The 22,788-nt window shown below is 43.9% G+C and carries 24 protein-coding genes and 1 pseudogene; 21 read left to right on the top strand and 4 right to left on the bottom strand.

Going from position 1 to position 22,788, the window contains the following annotated elements:
• Positions 1 to 89: 89 nt before the first annotated feature.
• From L3Q72_RS10765 to L3Q72_RS10685, 17 genes and pseudogenes are all read left to right on the top strand, one after another.
• A pseudogene (locus L3Q72_RS10765) lies at positions 90 to 350 on the top strand (BMC domain-containing protein); the annotation flags it as partial.
• Between the two features lie 84 nt (positions 351 to 434).
• Entirely contained in the window at positions 435 to 719 is a 285-nt protein-coding gene (locus tag L3Q72_RS10760) for a BMC domain-containing protein (RefSeq protein ID WP_275132097.1), read from the top strand.
• A 319-nt stretch (positions 720 to 1,038) separates the two neighbouring features.
• Positions 1,039 to 2,367 carry a 4Fe-4S dicluster domain-containing protein gene (locus L3Q72_RS10755; RefSeq protein ID WP_275129949.1) on the top strand — a complete coding sequence of 443 codons (1,329 nt, stop codon included), beginning with the start codon at positions 1,039 to 1,041 and terminating at the stop codon, positions 2,365 to 2,367.
• Between the two features lie 12 nt (positions 2,368 to 2,379).
• Entirely contained in the window at positions 2,380 to 2,931 is a 552-nt protein-coding gene (locus tag L3Q72_RS10750) for a BMC domain-containing protein (protein ID WP_275129948.1), read from the top strand.
• 31 nt (positions 2,932 to 2,962) lie between these two features.
• Complete coding sequence (locus L3Q72_RS10745; RefSeq protein ID WP_275129947.1) at positions 2,963 to 3,313, top strand: BMC domain-containing protein; 351 nt, start codon at positions 2,963 to 2,965, stop codon at positions 3,311 to 3,313.
• 172 nt (positions 3,314 to 3,485) lie between these two features.
• A complete protein-coding gene (locus L3Q72_RS10740) occupies positions 3,486 to 4,943 on the top strand; it encodes an aldehyde dehydrogenase family protein (RefSeq protein ID WP_275129946.1) in 1,458 nt (485 codons plus the stop codon).
• Between the two features lie 61 nt (positions 4,944 to 5,004).
• Positions 5,005 to 7,542 (top strand): choline trimethylamine-lyase, encoded by a 2,538-nt coding sequence (gene cutC / locus L3Q72_RS10735; protein WP_275129945.1) that lies wholly within the window; start codon positions 5,005 to 5,007, stop codon positions 7,540 to 7,542.
• A gap of 54 nt (positions 7,543 to 7,596) precedes the next feature.
• On the top strand, positions 7,597 to 8,523 hold the full coding sequence (gene cutD / locus L3Q72_RS10730; RefSeq protein WP_275129944.1) for a choline TMA-lyase-activating enzyme: 927 nt from the start codon (positions 7,597 to 7,599) through the stop codon (positions 8,521 to 8,523).
• A 29-nt stretch (positions 8,524 to 8,552) separates the two neighbouring features.
• On the top strand, positions 8,553 to 9,128 hold the full coding sequence (locus tag L3Q72_RS10725) for a BMC domain-containing protein (RefSeq protein ID WP_275129943.1): 576 nt from the start codon (positions 8,553 to 8,555) through the stop codon (positions 9,126 to 9,128).
• On the top strand, positions 9,128 to 11,143 hold the full coding sequence (locus tag L3Q72_RS10720; protein ID WP_275129942.1) for an acetaldehyde dehydrogenase (acetylating): 2,016 nt from the start codon (positions 9,128 to 9,130) through the stop codon (positions 11,141 to 11,143). Before L3Q72_RS10725 ends, L3Q72_RS10720 begins: the two co-directional genes overlap by 1 nt.
• 23 nt (positions 11,144 to 11,166) lie before the next feature.
• Complete coding sequence (locus L3Q72_RS10715) at positions 11,167 to 11,769, top strand: hypothetical protein (RefSeq protein ID WP_275129941.1); 603 nt, start codon at positions 11,167 to 11,169, stop codon at positions 11,767 to 11,769.
• Positions 11,770 to 11,780: 11 nt separating this feature from the next.
• On the top strand, positions 11,781 to 12,053 hold the full coding sequence (locus L3Q72_RS10710; protein WP_275129940.1) for a EutN/CcmL family microcompartment protein: 273 nt from the start codon (positions 11,781 to 11,783) through the stop codon (positions 12,051 to 12,053).
• 3 nt (positions 12,054 to 12,056) lie between these two features.
• A complete protein-coding gene (locus L3Q72_RS10705; protein ID WP_275129939.1) occupies positions 12,057 to 12,599 on the top strand; it encodes a BMC domain-containing protein in 543 nt (180 codons plus the stop codon).
• Between the two features lie 2 nt (positions 12,600 to 12,601).
• Positions 12,602 to 12,943: a hypothetical protein gene (locus L3Q72_RS10700; protein WP_275129938.1), complete on the top strand. Its 342-nt coding sequence runs from the start codon at positions 12,602 to 12,604 to the stop codon at positions 12,941 to 12,943.
• Positions 12,944 to 12,994: 51 nt separating this feature from the next.
• Positions 12,995 to 13,270, top strand: coding sequence for a propanediol utilization microcompartment protein PduA (gene pduA, locus L3Q72_RS10695; protein ID WP_275129937.1), 276 nt, complete (start codon positions 12,995 to 12,997; stop codon positions 13,268 to 13,270).
• A gap of 136 nt (positions 13,271 to 13,406) precedes the next feature.
• Positions 13,407 to 14,513 (top strand): 1-propanol dehydrogenase PduQ, encoded by a 1,107-nt coding sequence (locus L3Q72_RS10690; protein WP_275129936.1) that lies wholly within the window; start codon positions 13,407 to 13,409, stop codon positions 14,511 to 14,513.
• Positions 14,514 to 14,748: 235 nt separating this feature from the next.
• Positions 14,749 to 16,719 carry a methyl-accepting chemotaxis protein gene (locus L3Q72_RS10685; RefSeq protein ID WP_275129935.1) on the top strand — a complete coding sequence of 657 codons (1,971 nt, stop codon included), beginning with the start codon at positions 14,749 to 14,751 and terminating at the stop codon, positions 16,717 to 16,719.
• A gap of 63 nt (positions 16,720 to 16,782) precedes the next feature.
• Here L3Q72_RS10685 and L3Q72_RS10680 read toward each other — a convergent pair whose 3' ends face one another.
• The gene (locus L3Q72_RS10680) at positions 16,783 to 17,919 is read right to left on the bottom strand and encodes a flagellar assembly protein FlgT (protein ID WP_275129934.1); all 1,137 of its coding nucleotides are present in this window, start codon (positions 17,917 to 17,919) and stop codon (positions 16,783 to 16,785) included.
• Positions 17,920 to 18,088: 169 nt separating this feature from the next.
• Here L3Q72_RS10680 and L3Q72_RS10675 point away from each other — a divergent pair, with 169 nt between their 5' ends.
• Both L3Q72_RS10675 and flgP read left to right on the top strand, forming a co-directional pair.
• Positions 18,089 to 18,724, top strand: a complete 636-nt coding sequence (locus tag L3Q72_RS10675) for a FlgO family outer membrane protein (protein ID WP_275129933.1) — start codon at positions 18,089 to 18,091, stop codon at positions 18,722 to 18,724.
• A 19-nt stretch (positions 18,725 to 18,743) separates the two neighbouring features.
• Positions 18,744 to 19,175: a flagellar assembly lipoprotein FlgP gene (flgP, locus tag L3Q72_RS10670; protein ID WP_275129932.1), complete on the top strand. Its 432-nt coding sequence runs from the start codon at positions 18,744 to 18,746 to the stop codon at positions 19,173 to 19,175.
• 65 nt (positions 19,176 to 19,240) lie between these two features.
• Here the strand turns inward: flgP and flgN are convergent, their stop codons facing one another.
• From flgN to flgA, 3 genes are all read right to left on the bottom strand, one after another.
• Positions 19,241 to 19,666: a flagellar export chaperone FlgN gene (gene flgN, locus L3Q72_RS10665; RefSeq protein ID WP_275129931.1), complete on the bottom strand. Its 426-nt coding sequence runs from the start codon at positions 19,664 to 19,666 to the stop codon at positions 19,241 to 19,243.
• Positions 19,667 to 19,684: 18 nt separating this feature from the next.
• On the bottom strand, positions 19,685 to 19,999 hold the full coding sequence (gene flgM / locus L3Q72_RS10660; protein WP_275129930.1) for a flagellar biosynthesis anti-sigma factor FlgM: 315 nt from the start codon (positions 19,997 to 19,999) through the stop codon (positions 19,685 to 19,687).
• A 128-nt stretch (positions 20,000 to 20,127) separates the two neighbouring features.
• Positions 20,128 to 20,778 (bottom strand): flagellar basal body P-ring formation chaperone FlgA, encoded by a 651-nt coding sequence (flgA, locus tag L3Q72_RS10655; RefSeq protein ID WP_342752128.1) that lies wholly within the window; start codon positions 20,776 to 20,778, stop codon positions 20,128 to 20,130.
• A 173-nt stretch (positions 20,779 to 20,951) separates the two neighbouring features.
• Between flgA and L3Q72_RS10650 the strand changes: the two genes are divergently transcribed.
• Together L3Q72_RS10650 and L3Q72_RS10645 are read left to right on the top strand one after the other, a co-directional pair.
• Complete coding sequence (locus tag L3Q72_RS10650) at positions 20,952 to 21,884, top strand: chemotaxis protein CheV (RefSeq protein ID WP_275129928.1); 933 nt, start codon at positions 20,952 to 20,954, stop codon at positions 21,882 to 21,884.
• A gap of 15 nt (positions 21,885 to 21,899) precedes the next feature.
• Positions 21,900 to 22,727, top strand: coding sequence for a protein-glutamate O-methyltransferase (locus L3Q72_RS10645; RefSeq protein ID WP_275129927.1), 828 nt, complete (start codon positions 21,900 to 21,902; stop codon positions 22,725 to 22,727).
• Positions 22,728 to 22,788: the final 61 nt, after the last annotated feature.

Raw genomic sequence — 22,788 nt, 5'->3', positions numbered from 1 at the left:
CCTTACCCTTAAGGGGAACATTAGGATGCTGTATTTGGAGCTTACTCATTTAACGAATTAACCAATGATTAAACTGAGGTGCAGTAAAAATGGAAGAATTCATCCGGTACAAGGGCGAGGAAGCGTTAGGTCTTATTGAAACATTGGGAATGGTTCCTGCTATTTTCGGTGCAGATGCAATGCTAAAAGCTGCAAATGTAAAGCTTGTAGCGTATGAAAATATAGGTTCAACACTGGTTGCAGTTATGGTTAAAGGAGACGTAGCAGCAGTCACATCGTCAGTAGACGCTGGCTCTGTAGCGGCAAAAAGTATTGGAGAATTAACAGCCTCTAATTCAATGCCGCGTCCGATTAACGCGATCGGAGATATTGTTTCCGTTCACGGTTTACCTGTAGAGGGGCCACAAAGTGAGTTAGATGAAAGCCCAGCAGCAATGGGATTTATAGAAACCTTTGGCATTGTATATATTTTAGAAGCTGCTGATGCAATGATTAAAGCAGCTGATGTAGAACTTGTTGGATATGAAAACGTTGCTTCCGGGTATATTTCTGTGCTCGTAAAGGGAGATGTTTCTGCTTGTATAGCTGCGGTGGAAGCGGGAGTATATGCTGTTGAAAATATGGGAACAAAAGTTTATAGCTCAGTGGTAATTCCTTCGCCACACCCAGACTTACTGAAAATAACACAATTATACAATATAAATAATTTGTTACCTTAAATTTATAAATACACATAACATAAAAGTTTCAAACTTCTAATGTAAATCATATGTTATGAAAATGTTTTTGTGGAATGTGGGCTTCTGCCAGTGTGGAATAAATTTCAGTACATATTTAATAATAAAAAGTAGTTAAAACTATAAAAATAACTAGATATTTGTTCTAAATATAACCTGGTTTTAAAGGTGAAAATTATGGATCTTGTGAGTTTTTTTATAAGCTTGAAGAGATCTGCTAAAAAATTATTAGAGGCTGGTCGTAATTAGCTAAAACAAATGATGATTACCAGTGACTATCTAAGTATTGAGAGCAAAAGGCATGATTAAAGAAGAATTAATTAGAATAATAAAAAATGCTGGCATTGTCGGTAGTGGTGGTGCTGGATTACCCACTCATATAAAAGCTGATACTAAAGTGGACACGATATTAGTAAATGGTGCGTCTTGCGAACCACTTCTAATGAGTGACCCTTACTTGATTGAAACCGCAGGAGCAGAGATGCTGAAAGGCGTTGAAGCTATGATGAATGCCACTGAGGCTAGTCGTGGCATTGTGTGCCTGAAAGCGAAACATAAGACAGCATTGAAATCTTTAAAAACGGTCGTTGAAGAGTTTGGTGACTCACGCATTGAAATATTCGAATTAGAGAACTTTTATCCTATTGGTGACGAGCATGTATTAGTACATGAAGTTCTGGGTAGAACAATTCCTCAAGGCGGATTACCACTTCATGTTGGTGCTGTCGTTAGTAATGTAGAGACCTTTTACAACATTGGGTTAGCACTGAACAATATACCGGTTACCGATCGTTACCTTACAGTCTTTGGTGCGGTTAAAACACCGATGGTCGTTCGTGCGTCGGTTGGTACAACAGCGGCAGAGGTTATCGAATATGCCGGCGGTGCAACCATCAATGATTATGTTGTCGTAGATGGCGGTCCAATGATGGGGCGTGTGTTGTCAGATGTGAACAGCCCAATCACTAAAACGACCAGTGGGATTTTAGTTCTTCCGCCAGAGCACACGGTTGTGGTTAGAAAAATTATGCCTACACGGCAAGTCAGTAAATTGACAACTTCGATCTGCTGCCAATGCACGTTATGTACTGAACTTTGCCCGCGTTTCTTGTTAGGCCACGATATACAACCGCATAAACTCACCAGAATTGGAGCGGAAGACGTTTTGGGTAACAAAGAAGCGCATAAAGCACTGCTTTGTTCAGAGTGCGGTGTGTGTGAAAAATTTGCATGCCCTATGGGACTCTCACCAAGGGAACTAAATGCACAAATCAAGATGAAATTAAGAGAAGGCGGTGTTCGTTTAGAGACGACGGGAGAACCACAGGAAGCTCACCCATTCAGAGAAAGTCGTCGAATTCCAACGCAACGCCTTATCCAGCGCCTTGATCTTGCTAAGTACGATGTTAGTACATCTTATGGGGGAGAGATCGTTCCTGATCAGGTATCTATTCCTTTATCTCAACACATTGGTGCTCCTGCGAGGTGCATAGTTGATGTTGGTGATTGCGTAGAAAAGGGGCAGTGTATTGGAGAGATCCCGGAAGGCAGCATGAGCGCAAGGATACACTCGAGCATCACCGGTGTCGTTTCGTCCATATCAAATAACGTAATAACAATCAGAAAGTAATAGGTGAAGTTTATGCAATTGCAAACAATCGGTTGTGTTGAATTAAACAGTGTGGCGGTTGGTATTCTGGTGGCCGACGCTATGATTAAAGCGGCTGATGTGGACTTAGTTATGGCTAAAACAACCTGCCCTGGTCGTTACTTGATAGTTGTTGCTGGAGATACTGCTGCAGTGACAAGTAGTGTGGAGTCGGGTTGTATGCTCGGTTCTGCCATGGTGGTAGATAGCTTCACCATTCCCCGGATACATCATTCAGTGGCATCTGCTCTTCAGGGCATCCCTGAAGCGAATGATATGGCAGCCCTTGGTGTTATCGAAGTTTATACCTGTGCAGGTTGTATCTTAGCTGCTGATGCCGCTGCTAAATCCGCTAATGTTGAAGTCTTAGATATCCGTTTTGCTGCCGGGTTAGCCGGTAAGGCATTCGTTATTTTGTCAGGAGATGTCTCTTCGGTTCAGGCAGCAGTAGAGGCGGGTGTTGCTGGTGTTGGTGAGTCCGGGCCGGTATTGAGCCATGTAGTGATTCCATCTCCGAGCCAGGATCTACACAAATATATCATTTAATAACTTCTGATCTTCAGAAAGGTATACCTTCATGTATGAAGAAATGAAACAACGGATTATTCAGGAACACGTGCCGGGTAAGCAAATTACTCTGGCTCACGTTATCTCAAATCCACAGCCTGAACTTTTCAATGTGTTGGAGCTAGACAAAGAAAAAGGGAATGCAATAGGGATTTTGAATATTACGCCATGTGAAGGTGTAATCATTGCCGCTGATGTTGCAACTAAAACAGTGGAAGTAAATATTGGTTTTTTAGAACGCTCAGACGGCTCGCTTATGATCACCGGGGATGTTTCAAGTGTAGAAACAGCTATTAAAGAAGTGATTAATTATTTTACTGAAAAGTTAAATTATGATTGTGTTTCCATGACGCAAATGTAAGCCGGGATTATATTTTTAGACACAGCAATAAAAACATAAATTAACCTGTTTCACTTAACACTTTTCTCTATTTAGAAGGATGAATATATTGACCTTCCCCTAAAGAGAAAAGATAGGCTGTTATTTAAAACAAGATAATACAAAGAATATCTGCAACTGGGCGGTACTAATCATGATAATGGATAAAGACTTAGTTTCCATACAGGAATCAAGAGTTCTTATGGAAAATGCAGCTAGTGCACAACTGGAGTTATCTTTATTTTCTCAGGAAAAACTTGATGCCATTGTCGAGGCTATGGTTGCCAGTGTTTCAAAGCAAGTTGAAAGCTTGGCGAAGCTTTCTGTCGAAGAGACAGGTTATGGACGCTGGCAAGACAAAGTCAAAAAAAACCAGTTCGTAACTCAGCATGTTCTCACCTATTTACGCACTTTAAGATGTGTTGGTGTTATCGCTAAAGATGAGAAACAACGTACATTGGATATAGGTGTACCTTTTGGTGTGTTAGTCGGACTATCTCCGGTAACCAGCCCTGTATCTACGACAATATATAAGGCACTTATTGCGATAAAATCTGGCAATAGTATTGTTTTTTCTCCTCATCCAAATGCTGCTAAATGTATTAAAGCTACGCTTGATTGCATGATTGAGGCGGCAGAAGAAAGTGGCCTGCCTAACGGGGCTCTATCCTATATGGATACGGTGACAAAAGAAGGAACCAGAGAGTTATTAAACCACCCTGAGACCGCACTAATCTTGCTTTCAGGTGTTCCCGGTATGGCTGAGTTAGGGCGCTGTTCGGGAAAGCCTGTTATATACAGCGGAACAGGAAATGGGCCAGCTTTTATTGAGCGAACAGCTGATATCTCTCAGGCAGTTGAAGATATTGTTTCTAGTAAAGTATTTGATAACGGTATTTCTCCTTCGGCAGAACATTCTATTATTGTCGATGCATGCATCGAGTCTCAGCTCCGCTTACTTATGCAGGAGCAAGGTGCTTACTTCATGACGGAGGAAGAGTCTCTCGCGTTAGCGGACCTTCTATTTGCAGAATGCGGAAAACACCGGTTAGGGATGATTGGTGTGTCAGCAAAACAGCTTGCTAATCGAGCTAATTTTATTGTTCCTGATAACGTTCGTCTCTTAGTCACTGAGCGGAAGTATGTCACCAAGAACGACCCATATTCTAGAGAGTTATTAGCCCCGGTACTTGCCTATTATGTTGAAGATGATTGGATGCACGCATGCGAAAAATGTATCGAATTACTGCTTCATGAACGCAATGCTCATACGCTAACTATTCATTCTAACGATGAAGAAGTTATTTCACTTTTCGCTTTAAGAAAACCAGTGGGAAGATTATTAGTTAATACACCAGCCTCTTTTGGTGGGATTGGATTAACAACAAATTTGACGCCTTCGGTATCACTTGCGAATAGAACTTACGGGCAAGGTATTACGGCGGACAATATATCTCCGACTAATTTAACTTATATAAGAAAGGTTGGTTATGGGGTGAGGAAAATAAGTGAACCCCATGAGCAAAAAGCAAAGCCTCAATATGAGGGTAGTTCTATTGATGCTGTCCAAAAATTAATTCAGGAAGCACTTAGAGCGATACAAAATAGTTAAAATATAAAAAATAGATCAAATATTAACGTTAAACAATAACCTGGAATAAAGGTGAAAGATTATGAATCTTGCGGATTTTGCTAATAAACTTGAAGAAGCAACAAAAAATTTATCAGAAGCCGATCGCAATTCGCTAAAGCAAATTTTCCAAAATGTATCAGCAGAAGTGTTTTCTCACCCCGCTTCTGAGTCAAAAGTAATGCCAGTCGGCACAACTATTCCAGATGGCCCTACAGAACGACATGTAAAACTCAAAGAAAAATTCTTAAAACATGTTCCGTCTATCAGTATTGACCGAGCCCGTATTATTACTCAGGTTTATAAAGAAAATGTGGGTATGCCACCAGCCCTTCTGCGTAGTAAAAGTTTTCTTCGTAACTGTGAAACTGCCCCTCTGGTTATTCAGGATAACGAACTGATTGTTGGTGCGCCATGTGGTGCTCCTCGTACAGGTTCTTTCTCTCCGGATGTTTCCTGGCGTTGGTTACGTGATGAACTGGAAACAATAGGCACACGCCCTCAAGACCCATTCCATTTATCTGACGGTGATAAAAAAGAGCTGCTTGAAACCATTTTCCCTTATTGGGAAGAGCGCTCTGTTGAAGAGCACTGTGAAGGTTTATATCGTGAAGCCGGATTATGGGAGCTCTCTGGTGAGTCTTATGTCTCTGACTGCTCTTATCATGCAACCAGTGGTGGTGGTGATTCTAACCCTGGTTATGACGTAATTGTCATGAAAAAAGGGATGTTAGATATCCAACGCGAAGCACAAGAGAAGTTGGATGCACTCGATTATCAAAACCCGGATGACGTAGAAAAGATCTACTTCTACAAGTCAGTGATTGAGACAGCAGAAGGTGTGATGGTTTATGCCAGGCGTATGTCCGAATACGCTGCCCGGCTTGCTGCGAACGAAACAGACCCTCGCCGTAAACAAGAGTTGCAAAGAATTGCTGAAGTGAATGCTAAGGTTCCGGCTCATCGTCCGGAAACCTTCTGGGAAGCCATCCAGGCGGTTTGGACTATCGAGTCTCTTTTGGTTGTGGAAGAAAACCAGACGGGTATGTCCATTGGTCGTGTTGACCAATACATGTATGACCTTTTCATCGCGGACATTAAATCAGGACGAATGAACGAATATGAAGCATTCGATTTGGCGGGCTGTATGTTGATTAAGATGTCAGAGATGATGTGGTTAACCAGTGAAGGTCAGTCGAAGTTTTTTGCGGGCTATCAGCCATTCGTAAACATGTGTGTTGGTGGGGTTACTCGTGAAGGTCGTGATGCAACCAATGAGCTAACTTACCTTCTTATGGATGCGGTACGTCATGTTCGGGTCTACCAGCCGACACTTGCAACACGTGTTAATAATAAGTCACCTCAAAAATATTTACGCAAGATTGTTGATGTAATTCGTTCTGGTATGGGCTTTCCTGCCGTACATTTCGATGATTCTCACATCAAGATGATGTTGGCGAAAGGCGTCTCCATGGAAGATGCACGCGACTATTGCTTAATGGGATGTGTTGAACCACAAAAATCCGGTCGTCTCTACCAGTGGACTTCAACGGGCTACACCCAATGGCCAATCTGTATCGAGTTAGTGCTTAACGGTGGTGTGCCGCTTTGGTATGGCAAGAAGGTTTGTCCGGACTTAGGACCACTGAGCCAGTATGACACTTACGAGAAGTTTGATGCTGCTGTAAAAGAGCAGATCAAGTACATCACCAAGTGGACCAGCGTTGCGACAGTGATTTCGCAAAAGGTTCACAGGGATCATGCGCCTAAGCCACTTATGTCAATGCTATATGAAGGCACAATGGAATCGGGCCGTGATGTGTCTGCCGGTGGTGCTATGTATAACTTTGGCCCGGGTGTTGTATGGAGTGGTCTTGCAACTTACGTCGACTCTATGGCTGCAATTAAGAAGCTGGTGTTTGATGACAAGAAATACACCTTAGGGCAACTGAATGAAGCTCTGAAGGCAGATTTTGTTGGCTATGAACAGATTAAAGCTGATTGTTTAGCCGCGCCAAAATACGGCAATGATGACGATTATGCGGATGAAATCGCCACCGATCTTGTGTACTTCACAGAGACTGAGCACCGCAAGTTTAAGACGCTTTACTCAGTGTTGAGTCACGGAACACTATCTATTTCAAATAACACACCTTTTGGTCAGTTACTTGGTGCATCTGCGAATGGTCGTGAGGCCTGGTCGCCACTTTCAGATGGTATCAGCCCAACTCAAGGAGCGGACTACAAGGGGCCAACAGCCATTATTAAGTCAGTTTCCAAGATGGATAATGACTATATGAATATCGGGATGGTTCACAACTTCAAACTGATGTCAGGCCTGTTAGATACGCGTGAAGGAGAGGATGGAATCATCACGCTGATTCGTACCGCGAGCATGCTTGGTAACGGTGAGATGCAGTTCAACTATCTTGATAATGATGTTTTGCTGGAAGCGCAAAAACATCCAGAGAAATACCGGGATCTGGTGGTACGCGTAGCTGGCTACAGTGCTTTCTTCGTAGAACTGTGTAAAGACGTACAAGACGAAATCATCAGTCGTACAGTATTGAAAGACTTTTAATCCACGATTGCTCCTGTCTTCCAGGCAGGAGCTTTTTTAGGAAGTTGTAGCTCCATGATAGAAAGAAAAGCACGCATCTTTAATATTCAAAAATACAATATGTATGATGGCCCCGGCATACGCACGCTCATCTTTTTCAAAGGTTGTCCTCTGCGCTGCGAATGGTGCTCCAATCCGGAAAGTCAAAAATACCATCATCAAATCTTATATAAAGATGAGTTGTGTACGCAGTGCCGTATGTGTGTAGAGGTTTGTCCGACGGATACTCATTATCTGGACCCTGTCACCTTTGAGCATAAAGTATCTGATGCTAACTGCACCGGTTGTGGGTTGTGTGTCGATGCTTGCCCAACTAACGCTTTAGCCCTGATAGGTGAAGATAAAAGCATAACTGAGCTACTGGATATCATCGAAGAAGATAGACATTTTTATCACACAGGTGGTGGGGTCACTCTTGGTGGCGGAGAGGTTTTAGCGCAGCCAGAAGCCGCGATTAACTTGCTCGCGATGTGTAAATATTCAGGTATCAATACAGCTATTGAGACGTGTGGTTACGCAAAAAGAGAAGTAATCGAGAAAGTGGCTGAACATACAGATCTGTTTCTGTATGACATTAAACATATGGTATCCGAAGAGCATTATCGTTTTACCGGTGTTCACAATGAGTTGATATTGGACAACTTGAGGTGGCTTCTGGATAACAAGCAAAACGTAAAGGTTCGATTCCCCTTAATTAAAGGCGTAAATGATAGCGAAGAAAACTTACGCTTATTAGTTGAGCTTTTATCTCCTTATAAAGATTTTAAAAATTTCCAAGGAATAGATTTATTACCTTATCACAAGATGGGCGTACATAAATATGCTCAATTGGGCCGGGAATATGCTTTCGATGACTATTCCAGATTAACACAAGAAGAATTAGTAAAAGTAGAGCGCTATTTGCAACAGAGTGCTATCCCTGTGTCGATTATTGCGCACTAACGACCAAGTAAGCCTTAAAGGAAAGAGTGATGAATGCTATCGGAATGATTGAAACAAAGGGATTTTTGGCAGCGGTTGAAGGTGCCGACTCTATGCTCAAAGCTGCGGATGTCGCTTTGTTGAATAAGAGTTCTGCAACTGGTGGTCTGATTACGATTACCGTTACTGGCGAAGTATCCGCAGTCCAGACGGCCGTTGAGGTTGCAGCAAATTCAATTTGTCGACTTGGACAAAACTTATTGATATCAAATCATGTTATTGCCAGACCGAGCTCGACATTAGAAACTATCATTCCATCAGTAATACAAGCCGACAACATAGAAGACATTGAGCAGTCACTTTCTCCTGTAGTGGAAACACTTGCTGCAGAACCATCTATTGCAGAAGAAACAGAGGTGAAAGATGAAACATCAGAACCGAAATCTGTTGAAGAAACGCAGCCTAACTATAGCGAATCCAGATTAAAAAGGATGAAGCTAAATCATCTGCGAAAGATAGTTAGTGAACTGCCAGATACAAATATAAATATAGATTTAGAAAAAGCGACGAAAAAAGAATTAATTAAGGCTATCTGTGATAGCCAAATAATAAAAGGGCATAAATAATGGTAGATAAAGATCTATTATCAATTCAAGAAGCGAGAGCGTTAGTTCACTCTGCTCGCTCCGCTCAAAATGAATTTGCTCAGCTAAGCCAGGAGCGTGTAGATAGTATTATTAAAGCCATTGCTGAAGCAGCGACTAAAAAAGCGAACGAACTCGCTCAACTGGCTGTTGAGGAAACCGGGTTTGGTAAGGTAGAAGATAAAACCACTAAAAACTTGTTGGCAAGTGAAAAACTGTACGAAGCCATCAAAGATATGAAAACTATCGGGGTTATCAACAACGATATCTCTAAGAAAATAATTGAAATCGCAGTCCCTACCGGGGTTATTGCCGGTATTGTTCCTTCAACAAACCCGACGTCTACAACTATTTATAAGTCGCTGATTTCATTGAAATCAGGAAATGCCATCGTATTTACCCCTCACCCTAGTGCAAGCAAATGTATAGGGAAAACCGTCACTCTTATCCGTGAAACTCTCCGTTCATGCGGAGTGAACGAAGACATGGTTAGCGTCATGAATATCCCTACTATTGAAGGCAGCGGTGAACTGATGCGAAAAGTGGACCTTATTCTGGCAACCGGTGGCCCTGGTATGGTTAAAGCCGCCTACAGCTCAGGAACTCCGGCTCTTGGAGTGGGCGCTGGTAATGTTCCTGTTTATATCGAATGCACAGCGGATATCAATGACGCAGTAACCAAAATCATGGCAAGCAAGACGTTTGATAACGGGACAATTTGTGCCTCTGAGCAAGCCATTATTACCGATAAGGTGATTGATGCCGAGGTGAGAGCAACTCTGAAAGCTCAAGGCGGATATTTCCTTCAAAAGGCTGAACTTGAGAGCGTGAAGAGAGTCATGGAACGCCCTAACGGCTCTATGAACCCGGCTATCGTGGGCAGAGATGCGAAGTATATTGCGGATTTAGCGGGTATTACGGTGCCATCTGACACTCGTCTTATTATAGGAGAAGAGTCTGGTGTGGGTCCCTCCTATCCATTCTCTAAAGAAAAGCTTACCGCTTTAATCGGATACTACATCGTAGAAGATTGGAATGAAGCGTGTGAGCTATCGATTCAGCTCCTTCATAACGGTGGCGTAGGTCACTCTTTAGCGATTCACTCTAAGGATGAGTCAGTTATCTGTGCTTTTGGCCTGAAGAAGCCGGTTTCGCGTATGTTGGTGAACACACCTTCAACGCACGGGGCCGTGGGCCTGTCCACGAATCTCTTCCCGTCCTTTACTTTAGGTTGTGGCGCTGTTGGTGGAAGCTCTACTTCAGACAATGTTACACCAGAGCATCTTTTTGATATTCGGCGTGTAGCCTACGATACAGAACAACTGCTTCATAAAGCGATACAGGCTCATTCTCCGTCAGCATCCTCCCTATTCATGCACGACGCATCGGTATCAACAATTAACAGCGTTGATACTATCCCTGTCGAAATTTCGGCAAGACACGTTCATTTAAGCGAACAGGATGCCCAGGCACTCTTTGGAGGACCTTTAACGAAGGTACGTGAACTATCTCAGCCCGGGCAATTCTTATGTAAAGAACGTATCCGTCTAATTGGACCAAAAGGCGTTATCGACAACGTTGCTGTTCTTGGCCCGAGCCGAAACAGTTCACAAGTTGAGATCTCGAAAGCAGATGCTCGTATTTTAGGAATCAAAACACCTCTTCGTCAGTCTGGTGATACGGAAGGTACCCCGGGAATTATTCTCGCATCACAGAACAATATCGTAGGCCTTGAAGAAGGGGTCATTATTGCCGCTCGTCATATCCATATGCATACCAAAGATGCAGAACGTTTTGGTGTTGTTGATAAAGACGTAGTGAGTGTTCACCTTCAGGGAGAGCGCGCATTAATACTGGAAGAGGTTCTGGTACGTGTAAACGATGATTTTGCGCTATCCATGCATATTGATATTGATGAAGGAAATAGCGTGTGTTGGAACAAAGACACAACTGGTCGAATTGTCGCTAAAAAAGCAAGTCAGTCAAGTGTGCATTAACGGTATCACCACAAGGCAATGTTATGGATCCAGATACTTTAATACAAACGATTGTTGAACGTGTAATTACTCAGCTGCAAGAAAGCTCCAATAAAAACACCACCCAGGTTCTGGTTTTTGGCGCTTACTCTCAGCAGGTGGAACAGCACATTCTCAAGTGTGTTTGCGCCACAGATGTCGAACTTTGTTATTGGGATACCAATGACCAGTACAAGGAAGCAGAGCGTTACATCATACCCCAGTTGTCATGTAGAGATATGGCTGATCTCGCATTGGGCAAAGCAAAAGGACCAATGGCTGAAATGGTCTTACGTCTCCTACTTGAAGGAAAGGCTGTTGAAGTTATTGATTATGAGTACAAAGCGTATGAAAAAACCGCTTCGCCAGCTTTATATAAGTTGTATCTGCAACATGAAAGCACATTGAGTTCGTTTGGTCTGAAGTGTCTCAAACCAGATCCAGAACCCGTTCTTCGATTCTGGCAGAAACTGATTACTGAGAAAGATGTGGAGCGAGCAGCACAAAATAGTGTGAAAGAAATACAGGTGGCAAAAGACTGTGTGATAACCCCCCTCGCTGCGGATCAAGCAAAGTCTAACCGTATTGATATCAAAAAAGAGCTATAAGCGAGTTCATTATGATTGTAGGTAAAGTGATTGGTAATGTTTGGGCTACTCGAAAAGAGAATACGCTAAGCGGCCTCAAGTTTATGGTTGTTCGATATCAAGACCCGGTTGCAGCAGAAAACAAAAATAGCTTTGTGGCTGTTGATTGCGTTGGTGCTGGTATTGGTGAGCAAGTGCTGGTGGTTACCGGGAGCTCTGCACGTATGGCGATACAAAATGCAGATGCCCCTGTAGACGCAGCAATTGTTGGCATCGTTGATGAAGTGCAAGTGAGTGCGGAGTGATAGATGGATACGCTTGGGGTCGTTGAAACAAAAACTATTGCATCAGGTGTAAAACTCGCTGATGAGATGCTCAAGATTGCAGACGTAACACTTGTTAGAGCCTCCACTATTTGCTCCGGCAGGTATCTGATTTTTGTATCGGGTACGCAATCTGATGTTGATATGGCTGTGGGTCATGCTCGTTTAACAAATAAATTAACCGGAAATTTTGTGATTTCCGGTATTTCACCAGAGCTGGTTGCGGTTCTGAAAAAAAGGCTATCAGTCAAAACTGTTCAGGCTATAGGTCTGGTTGAATCGAGTACGGTTTCTTCTGGTGTTGCAGCAGCGGATATTGCCGTAAAAAGTGCTGATATTGACTTGATTCGCTTTATTAGCGGGTTGGGAATATGCGGAAAATCTTATTTTATATTCAGTGGTGAGTTAGCTGCCGTTGAAGAGGCCAGCAAGATGGCCAAAGAATTTTTGGGGACGAAATACATCGAATCAACAGTGATTGCACGCCCGGAACATGACGTGGTTAAAGCAATAATAGGTGTGAGATAAATATGAAAAAAACACTGGTAGAAGTAAAGACTCTCGACAAGCATATTTGTGTCAAGGATAACGCTATCTATCTGGATGGGAGCATCATTTTAACGCCAAGTGCGAGAGATGAGTTAAACAAACGAGGTGTATCTATTTTACATGGTTCACCAGCGGAGTCCGAAGTGGTCGAGTGCGCTGCAGATTGCACGTGTGAAGCTTGTATTGAGCAGGCTGCGACAGGTAGTACAGAAAAGTTCTTTTACTCTGTAGCCGCGATATTGAAACAAGATTTTGGTGTTGAAGATATTAAACAGCTGCAAGAGATGAGCTGTCGAATAGTAAAAGCTATCAACAAACAATGATATAGAAAATATTTGCCACAGTCCGGCAAATAATATGATGGAGATAGAAATATGAACGCATTAGGTATGGTTGAAACAAAAGGTCTGGTTGGCGCAATTGAAGCGGCTGATGCAATGGTTAAATCTGCAAATGTTGAGCTGGTTGGTCGTGAGCAAGTTGGCAGTGGCCTGGTGACTGTAATGGTACGCGGTGATGTAGGTGCAGTAAAAGCCGCAACGGACGCAGGTGCTGCGGCGGCTGGTAATGTTGGTGAGGTTGTTAGTGTGCACGTTATTCCACGACCACATCATGAAGTGGAAAACGTACTGCCTAAAGTTAATAAGTAATTTTGGTAATTGCCTAGCCGATATCATTTAAGCTACGACGGTTTATATTGTCTTAAGACTGTTTGTCCTTCCACGATGGATATGCAGTCTTTATTTTCATATTTGCATTCCGTCAGAGAAGTTTTGGGAACAATGTATGACACAGTTTTATGGAAAAACAAAAGTTTGCTACGGCAAAAATGCCATGGATAACCTTCATAAGTTACCAGGAAAAGATGTTTTTATTGTCACAGATGGTTTTATCGCTAAAACAGGCTTTGTTGATCAGGTAAAAAGTCACTTATCAAAAGGTGTTACAAGCACGATTTTCGATAAAGTTGAAGCTGATCCTTCCTTAGATACGATAACAGCTGCTACACATCTCTTTATGAAAAGTGGCTCAAATGCAATTATTGCTATCGGTGGAGGCTCTGCGATTGATGCAGCTAAAGCGGTTGCTTACTTTGCAACTCAGGCCGATTCGGTACGTCAACCGCCTTACCTTGTTGCTATTCCTACGACGAGTGGTACAGGTTCAGAAGTGACCTCAATTTCTGTTGTCACGGACAAAAAAAAAGGTATCAAAATCCCTCTTCAGGATGAAACTCTTACCCCTGATCTTGCCATTTTAGATGCGCGGTTTACACGAACAATGCCACCGTCTATTACCGCAGCAACAGGTATGGATGTGTTAACTCATGCAATTGAAGCATACGTCTCAAACCGGGCAAATCTCTTTACCTCGATTTATGCGGAAAATGCCATCAAGATTGTTTTCAAGTATTTGCCTCGTGCCTATGCAAGCGGCGAAGATATGGAAGCACGTGAGCAACTGCTTCTGGCTTCCTGTATGGCAGGAATGGCCTTTAATAATAGTGGATTAGGAATAACTCATAGTGTTGCTCATAGCCTTGGAGGTCTATTTCATATTCCTCATGGCATTGCAAATGCGGTGTTATTGCCTTCTGTTATCGAGTTCAACAGCTTTGATGCATGTATACAATATCAAAAGCTTGCGAGCTTTTTAGGGCTACCGGCTTCATCGATGGATGAAGGTACGAGTTCATTTTTAGAGGCGATACGTCAACTTAATGCATCTTTGGATATTCCATGTCGAATCAGCGGATTGGATATTAATGAAAATGAATATGTTAGCAATATACCAACGATGACCAATAATATTCTTCATGATATCTGTACAGTAACTAATCCTAAAAAAGCTTCCTATGACGACGTGATTCAGTTGTTAAGAAAAGCGTGGTGACGAATTCTTATACGTGAAATCTCAGTATTGGCATAAATAGTCTAAACTGTGACTAAGGTGCTGACGTTACTACCAAAGTATTATGGGTGTGCACTTTTGAGTAAATTATAATTTTCGCCTGATTTTTCCTGTTTTATACAAAATGGACGACGCTGCTGATGGTTGTAAGTATGCACTTATCAAGGATGAAAATTAAATCGATATGTGATGATAATTTCCTGAATAAAGGTGCCATATGCAACTGAGTGTCAGACAAAAGCTGCTTGCTGTTGTACTTCCTTTGCTTGTTACACTTCTCTATTTTTCCGGTAGCCTGATTTATGATTCGCTGAATAAGAAAACGTCAGCGCAGTCTATTTATCAGTTCGTGGAGCTGTCGGCCTATAACAGCCGGCTGGTTCATGAGCTTCAGAAAGAACGGGGTATGTCGGCTGGATATTTAGGCTCCAAAGGTAAAAAATTTAAGGACAAGCTGAGTCAGCAGAGAAAGCAGACCGATAGCCGCCTTGCCGATCTTAAAAAATACCTTTCAGAACATGGTGAGACCCTTGAGAAGTACCCTGAACTCTGGATAGTGATTGATACAGCAAACAATATGCTGAAAAAAATTACGTCAATGAGGCAGGGGATTACCACCCAAATTACCCCTCTGGGCGAGGCGTTGAAATACTATACGACACTGAACGGACATCTGTTATCCGTTCCCGGGCTGGCGGTAAGTGTTTCCGAGGTGGCGGATATCAGCCGCTCGCTTGCGGCATACTATGAATATTTGCAGGGCAAAGAGAGGGCCGGTATTGAGCGGGCAGTATTAAGCAATACATTCGGTGGTGGTAAATTTGGACCGGGCATGTTTAAGAAGTTTGTCACTCTGGTGAGTGAGCAGAACAGTTACTTCTCTACTTTTCAGGTTTATGCCTTCGCTGATCAGGTTGCTTCTTATACCAGGATGATCCAGCAGGCTCCTTTTTCTGAAGTGGATGGATACAGACAAAAAGCCTTTTCAGGTGATTTAAATCAGAATGCGGAAGAGTGGTTTGCCGCATCAACCCGGCGGATTAATCTTCTGAAAGAGAAGGAAGAGATTCTGACTGAGCAGATTCTGTCTCTTTCGTCCGGCATAGTATCAAAGCAGCAGACGGCATTTTTATGTTATTTGTCGATTTCTGTTGCCCTTCTTATTGCTACCGGATTGTTAAGTTACAGGCTGATTCGCGGGGTCAGTGCCCAGGTGGAAGAGCTTAATGACACCATGAAACTTGCGTCCAATAAGATTCTGACCTCTCGCTGCAGCGTTGTAAGCCAGGATGAGCTTGGTGATATAGCGAATAACCTGAACCGCATGCTTGATGAATTTACGCTTGCGATACAGGTGATTTCTCAGTCCAGTGAGCAGCTCGCCACTGCATCTGAAGAATCAACGCTTACGGTGAAAGCGAGCGCCGACCAGCTAAAATCCGAACAGGCTCAGGTACTTCAGGTAGTGGCTGCGATAGAACAGATGAGCGCTTCGGTTAAAGAAGTGGCCGGCCACATTCAGGCGACATCAGATGAAGCCGGCAACGCAAATCAGCTGGTGTCGGAAAGCAGTAGCTCAGTAGATGACTCTGCTGTTGCCATTGATACGGTTTCCAGAACGATTGAGTCCACATCCGGAACAATTAGCGACCTTCATGAAAGCAGTGGCAAGATCTCCGGATTTGTTGGTGTGATACAGGGAATTGCTGAGCAGACTAATTTGTTGGCCCTGAATGCTGCCATCGAAGCGGCAAGGGCAGGAGATGCGGGACGGGGTTTTGCCGTTGTGGCTGATGAAGTCCGCTCGCTTGCACAGAGAACGCAGGAGTCGACGCAGGAAATTGAGAATATGGTAGGCAAGTTACAGGAATACAGTAACAGCGCCTATGCTCAGGTTAATGATGCAAAATCTCTGGCCTTTGACAGTGTGGGAAAAACACAGGATGTAAAGGCGAAGCTTGAGGATGTTGTTTCGGCAATAGACAATATTTCACGAATGGCGGTTCAGATAGCCGCGGCGGCAGAGCAGCAGGTTGCGGCAACACAGGAAATTTCGTCCAATGCTCAGGGTATTAGTGACAGTGTGAAGACCTCTGCCGAAAGTGGCGAGCAAATTGCGATAGCAGCGCAGGAGCAGGCAGGACTTGCGGATAAACTTCAGAACCTGGCTGCTGAGTTTAAAGTTTGATTACTCACTGTTTTCAATGAAAAACGGGGATGCAATTGCATCCCCGTTTTGATCTTAAGTCTGCTAATAAATCTCTTTATGCAGCACATCGCCAATCTGTACGCTGCTGGCAAGGTGCGGCTGGTCAATCACAAGCTCTGACTCCTGATCATAGGTTCTGGTCACAGTGTAAGTCACTTCACTCTGAGAAACCTTATTCCTTGGTATGCCGTGCTGGTCAATAAAAGAACCTGTGTGCCAGAGTTGCAGCTTATCGCCGACTTTGACGCCATGAATACGGCCAAGGTCTATGGTGACCATATCGCCATGAACGGCAACCACTTCCGGCAGCGTAATTTTGCACGACAGCTCTGTTTCCATATCCAGCATAATATTGCGGCTGACTCTTAACAGCATCTCACCGTATGTGGAAGCCCAGAAACGGGCGCTTCGGGTATCAACCTTACTGGTCTTCGGAAACGGCCAGTTAGCCACTTCACGGTAGGCCCGGCTATAAACCTCATGGCCGGTCTTGCCGTCATAAATCTGCATTTCCAGCGCAAACTGTCGGTTGATGGAGTCTTTACCCAGAACTTTCTGCTCTATAGTTGCTGTCATATCGGTAATTACGCCGCCGATGATGTACTGGGCGTTGGTATCTTCAGCGATCATCTGCAGCGTGGCAGGCTGATTTCTGTCAATCTGGTAATCGGTTGTACCCACGGAGACAAAGCTGACCGATTCCTGATCCAACTGACGGTTAACGACATGGCTAAAGTCATCGCCAATGCTGTAAATCTGTCCCATTACCGCCTGCTGAGGAGAGGCAAGGTCAACATTACCGACCAGAAATGTCTTCTTATACTGGTCCACATGGCAACCTCTTGCCGACGGGTAAATATCCATCTGGGCTCTGAGCGTCATTTTTCCATCACTTGCATTGGATTCTACAACCCGGATGTAGCGGACCTCATGGTTGGTGAACTGGTATTCAGACTTGGCCACGCTAAGAAAGGGGCTAAGATTGCTAATGGTGCCAATATCGGCACCTGAATACTTCATCGCCTTATATAGCGCATCTTCCAGAGCGTGTACCCTTGCCGTCTCTTCTGATGAAACATAGGTTGTGCTGCCAGTGACTTCGTACCATTCAGAATGTGCTAAGGCACTGAATAGTAGCGAAAACAGAGCTGGAATTAATGTGAAAATCATTTTTTTCATTGATGCCTTACCATTTGGGTATAGTTTTTGCTTCGATATCGGGTAACTGATTCAGGTGTTGTTTTTCCGTTTAGTGCATTTACAGAAAAGCAAAGATTGTTCCAACACGGTAAAAGAGAGATTACCAAATGGAGCAGTAACACCGAAAGTATATCTGGAGATCAAACTAATGAAAAAATGGTTTATAGCTGCAATGACGATGTTTCTGGCATCCTGCGCTTATTCCCCGATTTATAACGGTAAAGAGCCGTATGAGGGAAGCCGCTTTATGCTGTATGAGAATCCGCGCCATACACTGGACTTCTTTATTGAAAGTATGACCGAGGACCTTATCGTCACCAATACCAGCGTATCCGCCAGAACACCCATTGCTGTTACCTCGTTTGTCGATGTACAGCATATGGATTCGACTAACTGGCTGGGTAACTCTGTATCAGAAGCTTTTATTCACCAGCTGCAGCAGCGTGGATTTAAGGTGGTTGATTTTAAAACCACCGGCTCAATCCGTGTAACCCAGCAGGGCGACTTTGCTATCAGTCGCGACTGGAGCGATTTGATGCAGGAGCAGGAAATTCAGTATGTGCTGACAGGCACTATGCTGCGTCAGGAAGGCGGCGTTATTGTTAATGCACGAGTTGTTGGCCTGAGAAGCCGCGTGGTAGTAGCTACGGCGCAGGGTTTCCTTCCGGCTGACCGCATTGGTCTGGATCTGGATACTATGAATACCATCAGAACTCAGGATGGACTGATTATCCGCTCTGATCCGAGCAAAACATCCCGCAATACCATTATTTTGCGTCAGTAATTTCGCAGGAGTGAGAGTGATGAAAAAACTACTAGTACTGGCATTTGTTTTAATTGCCGCGGGATGTCAGCCACTTCAGACGATTGAAGAAGACACCGTGTTAAGAGCCGTTGGTTATGCAAGCATCAGCGAACAGAAAGGCAGCAACGACGAAGAGAAGCGTGTCCGCGCCATGAGAGCGTCAAAAATCGACGCTTACCGTGAACTGGCTGAGCAAATCTACGGAATGCGGGTAAGTGGTCGTGCAGACCTTCAGGACCAGCGTCTGGGCCTTGAATCAACAACGGGTGCCGTTGACGGTGTTATCCGTGGTGCAGAAGTGGTTCGCAGCTACCCGGTTGGTGACAGCTATGTGACTGAGCTGGAGCTGGACATCAACAAAATGGACAGGCTACGCAACTACGGTGAAGTTCAGCAGGTGCCTTCTAAGAGGCAGCAGACACTGTTCTAAACTTCTCCCTGATCTCCAGAACGAAAAAAGCGGCAAATATTGCCGCTTTTTCTATTCTTGTCTTTCTATGCCTTGATGTCAGTACCAAGGGTTGAGACAGAGGTCGTCTGACCGCCGGCATTATATGTCATGCCAAACTTACCACGGCTTTGCTGCATCAGGTTATTCAGCTTGTTGTAGCTTAACTGAGCTCTCTGCAGAGCCTGACCGTTAATTTCATTTGCCTGTTTGCAATCGTGCATCACAGAGCGTATCTGGGTAACAATTTCTTTCAGCTGCTCATCTTCTTCAAGAAGCTTTGTATCGTGATTTTCCGCAATTCGCTGATCGGTCTGCTGCAACTGAGTGATCAGTGTCAGCTTCTCTTTCGCTAAAGCTTCAATATCAGAAGATACACGCTTAGCAATCGCCACTTTCTCCTTTTCCAGCAGATCGGAAAGAGAGCGTGCGTTTTTTAACTGAAATTCCAGTAAGTCAACAAGTTTTGCCATGGTACAAGTTGCAGTCTGTTAAGACAGACCGCCTAATTCATCTTCAAACTTCATCATGTTGTCAGCCAGTTTTTCGGCATCAACACGGTATGAACCGTTTGCAATTGCTTCCTTGATAGCGGCGACCTTAGCGCTGTCAAAGCTTGGCTGTGAAGCCATTGTCTGTTGCAGTTGTCCCATAGCTTTACCCTGCTGGCTCAAAGATACAGAATCAGAACTGGTTTTTGACCCGGATACAGAGCCTGAATCAGGTTTGGTGTTCGATTCTGTACGCGCCTGGCTGCGACTTGTTGTCATAGTCTGACCAGTGCGAATATTATCAATGCCTGCCATAATAAAAGCCTTTTCGCTTATAAAGTGAACTTCGTACCCAAAGTATCGACTGAAGGGGTCATTACTTTAGAGCTTTTTCACATAATTTCTAAAAAATTTCTCTTCCAGTTAGTTTGCGTTAAAAAAGATTAAAAATACACTGTTATTTCAGCTACGCCGGTCACAATGCCCTCAACAATTCGCTTGGATTTGTCGTTTTTTACTCTGATTTGCTCCCCTCTGGAGCCGTCGGTTAGTGCCGTCCCTTTGGTTGTGATCGTCATTTCTCCTTTTACGGCTTTAATGACAACTTTTTCGTTTCGGCAAACGACGCAGACATCATTACGTTCCAGCACTTCACCGACACGAATGTTCTTTTTCAGCTTTGCTCCGATAACGTGTTCCGGCTGGGTAAAGCCCTCTCTGCGGTACGCGTTTTGTTCAATCATGGAAAGAGTCAGGTCCTGTCTGCTAATAATTTCTCCTCTGGTGAGTGAAATGCGGGCAGTGACCAGAGGAAGTGAAAGAGTTGTTCTTACGGGAACATACACTCGCCAGTTATCTTCGCTACACTCTATAAGGACGGTAACATTGCTGGTGCGTTTTCCCTTGGATGATGAAGAGGCAAGCAGAGGAGAAGGGCAGCTGGTGACTTTTAATCGTGAGTCTAAATTGGCGGCATGTGCAATCAGTTCACCACCTTGCGGAACTTCGATTATACTTTTTACGTGAGCTTCCGCCGCTTTTTGAATAATTTCAAGCTGCTCTTGTGTTGCGGCATGGCAACATAAAGAAAACAAAAATATGAAAAAACCGATAGATTTATCAAGTTTTTTATATAAAGCTTTATACTTAGAGTTAAAATACATATTTGGTACAACCTGTAGTATGAAGCACATTTTGTGCGACCTCTTTAACATAGCCTAGTAAGGTTATCATTTTTTATACAGAAGTTTGAGATGGAGTTGAAGTTATGACCGGTATTCTGGATTCAGTTAACCAGCGAACGCAACTGGTAGGTCAAAACAGACTAGAGCTGTTAACATTTCGTCTGATGGGGCGTCAGCGTTATGGGATTAACGTATTTAAAGTAAAAGAAGTGCTTCAGTGTCCTCAATTAACTTCTATGCCTAACTTGAATCCAATGGTTATTGGCGTAGCGCATATTCGCGGACAAACTATTTCGGTTATCGATTTAAGCCTGGCTATCGGTGGCAGACCAACGCCTAACCCGGAAAACTGCTTTGTGGTTATTTCTGAGTTTAACCGTACCGTTCAGGGCTTTTTGGTGACATCGGTTGAAAGAATCGTGAACATGCACTGGGAATCTATTCTTCCGCCACCGGAAGGTACAGGTAAGGCAAACTACCTGACAGCCGTTACCAATATTGATAACGAGCTGGTAGAAATTCTGGATGTAGAAAAGATCCTTGCTGAGATCGCACCAGTTGAAGAGCAGATGAGCACAGAGATCGCAGAAGAGATTGCCGTCGTTGAACAAGAGAAAGAAAAGCCGATTGTTCGTACTATTCTGATTGCTGATGATTCCACCGTTGCCCGTAAACAGGTTCAAAGAGCTATTGAATCCATCGGATTTGAAGGTATCCTAGTTAAGGATGGTAAGGAAGCATACGATAAACTGGTGGAACTGGCTGCCGACGGAAGTATCTTCGACCACATTTCTTTGGTGATATCAGATATCGAAATGCCCGAGATGGACGGGTATACTCTTACTGCAGAGATCCGTCGTAACCCGGATCTGAAAGATTTACACGTTATTTTGCATACTTCCCTGAGTGGGGTATTCAACCAGGCCATGGTTGAGCGGGTAGGCGCTAACGAGTTTATCGCGAAGTTTAACCCGGATGAACTGGGTGCTGCTGTAAAAGCTGCGGTAAGTAAATAATAAAAAGAGAGTTGAATGACAGCTATCACAATAAATGATCAGGAATACAGAGAGTTTTGTCGCTTCCTGGAGTCTCAATGCGGAATTGTTCTTGGAGACAGCAAACAGTACTTAGTACGCAGTCGCCTGAGCCCGCTTGTTAGCAAATATAAGCTGACCTCACTTTCTGATCTGTTAAAAACCGTTGTAAGTGGACGCAACCGTGACCTTAGGGTCGCGGCAGTGGACGCTATGACAACGAATGAAACCCTGTGGTTTCGTGATAGCTACCCTTTCACTGTGCTTGCCGACAAACTATTGCCGGAAATGGCGGCAAAGAAACGCCCGATAAAAATCTGGTCAGCGGCAAGCTCCTCCGGTCAGGAGCCATATTCAATGGCAATGACCATTCTGGAAACTCAGTCTAAAAAGCCGGGCATGCTGCCTGGCGTGTCTATTACCGCGACAGATATCTCCTCCAGCATGCTTGATATGTGCCGTGCCGGTGTCTATGACAACCTGGCTCTTGGCCGTGGTCTTTCTCCTGAACGCCGCCGTATCTTCTTTGAAGATGCAGGAGACGGCAAAATGAAGGTAAAAGACAATGTTAAGCGCCTGGTCAATTTCCGCCCTCAGAACCTGATGGAAAGTTACGCTCTGCTGGGTAAGTTCGATATCGTTTTCTGCCGCAACGTACTGATTTACTTCTCACCTGATATGAAATCTCAGGTACTGAACTCTATCGCTAACACTCTGAACCCAGGCGGATATTTGCTTCTGGGCGCTTCCGAATCTTTAACTGGCCTGACGGACAAGTTTGAAATGGTGCGGTGTAATCCGGGGATTATATATAAGCTGAAATAAGGGATATGGTTATGGGACGGACTTCGTCCTTGAGGGAAATAAGGCTATGGGGAAAAGCTAA

The organism is Vibrio sp. JC009 (assembly GCF_029016485.1).
Taxonomy (GTDB): domain Bacteria; phylum Pseudomonadota; class Gammaproteobacteria; order Enterobacterales; family Vibrionaceae; genus Vibrio.
This window is presented reverse-complemented; position numbering and strand designations above follow the sequence as displayed.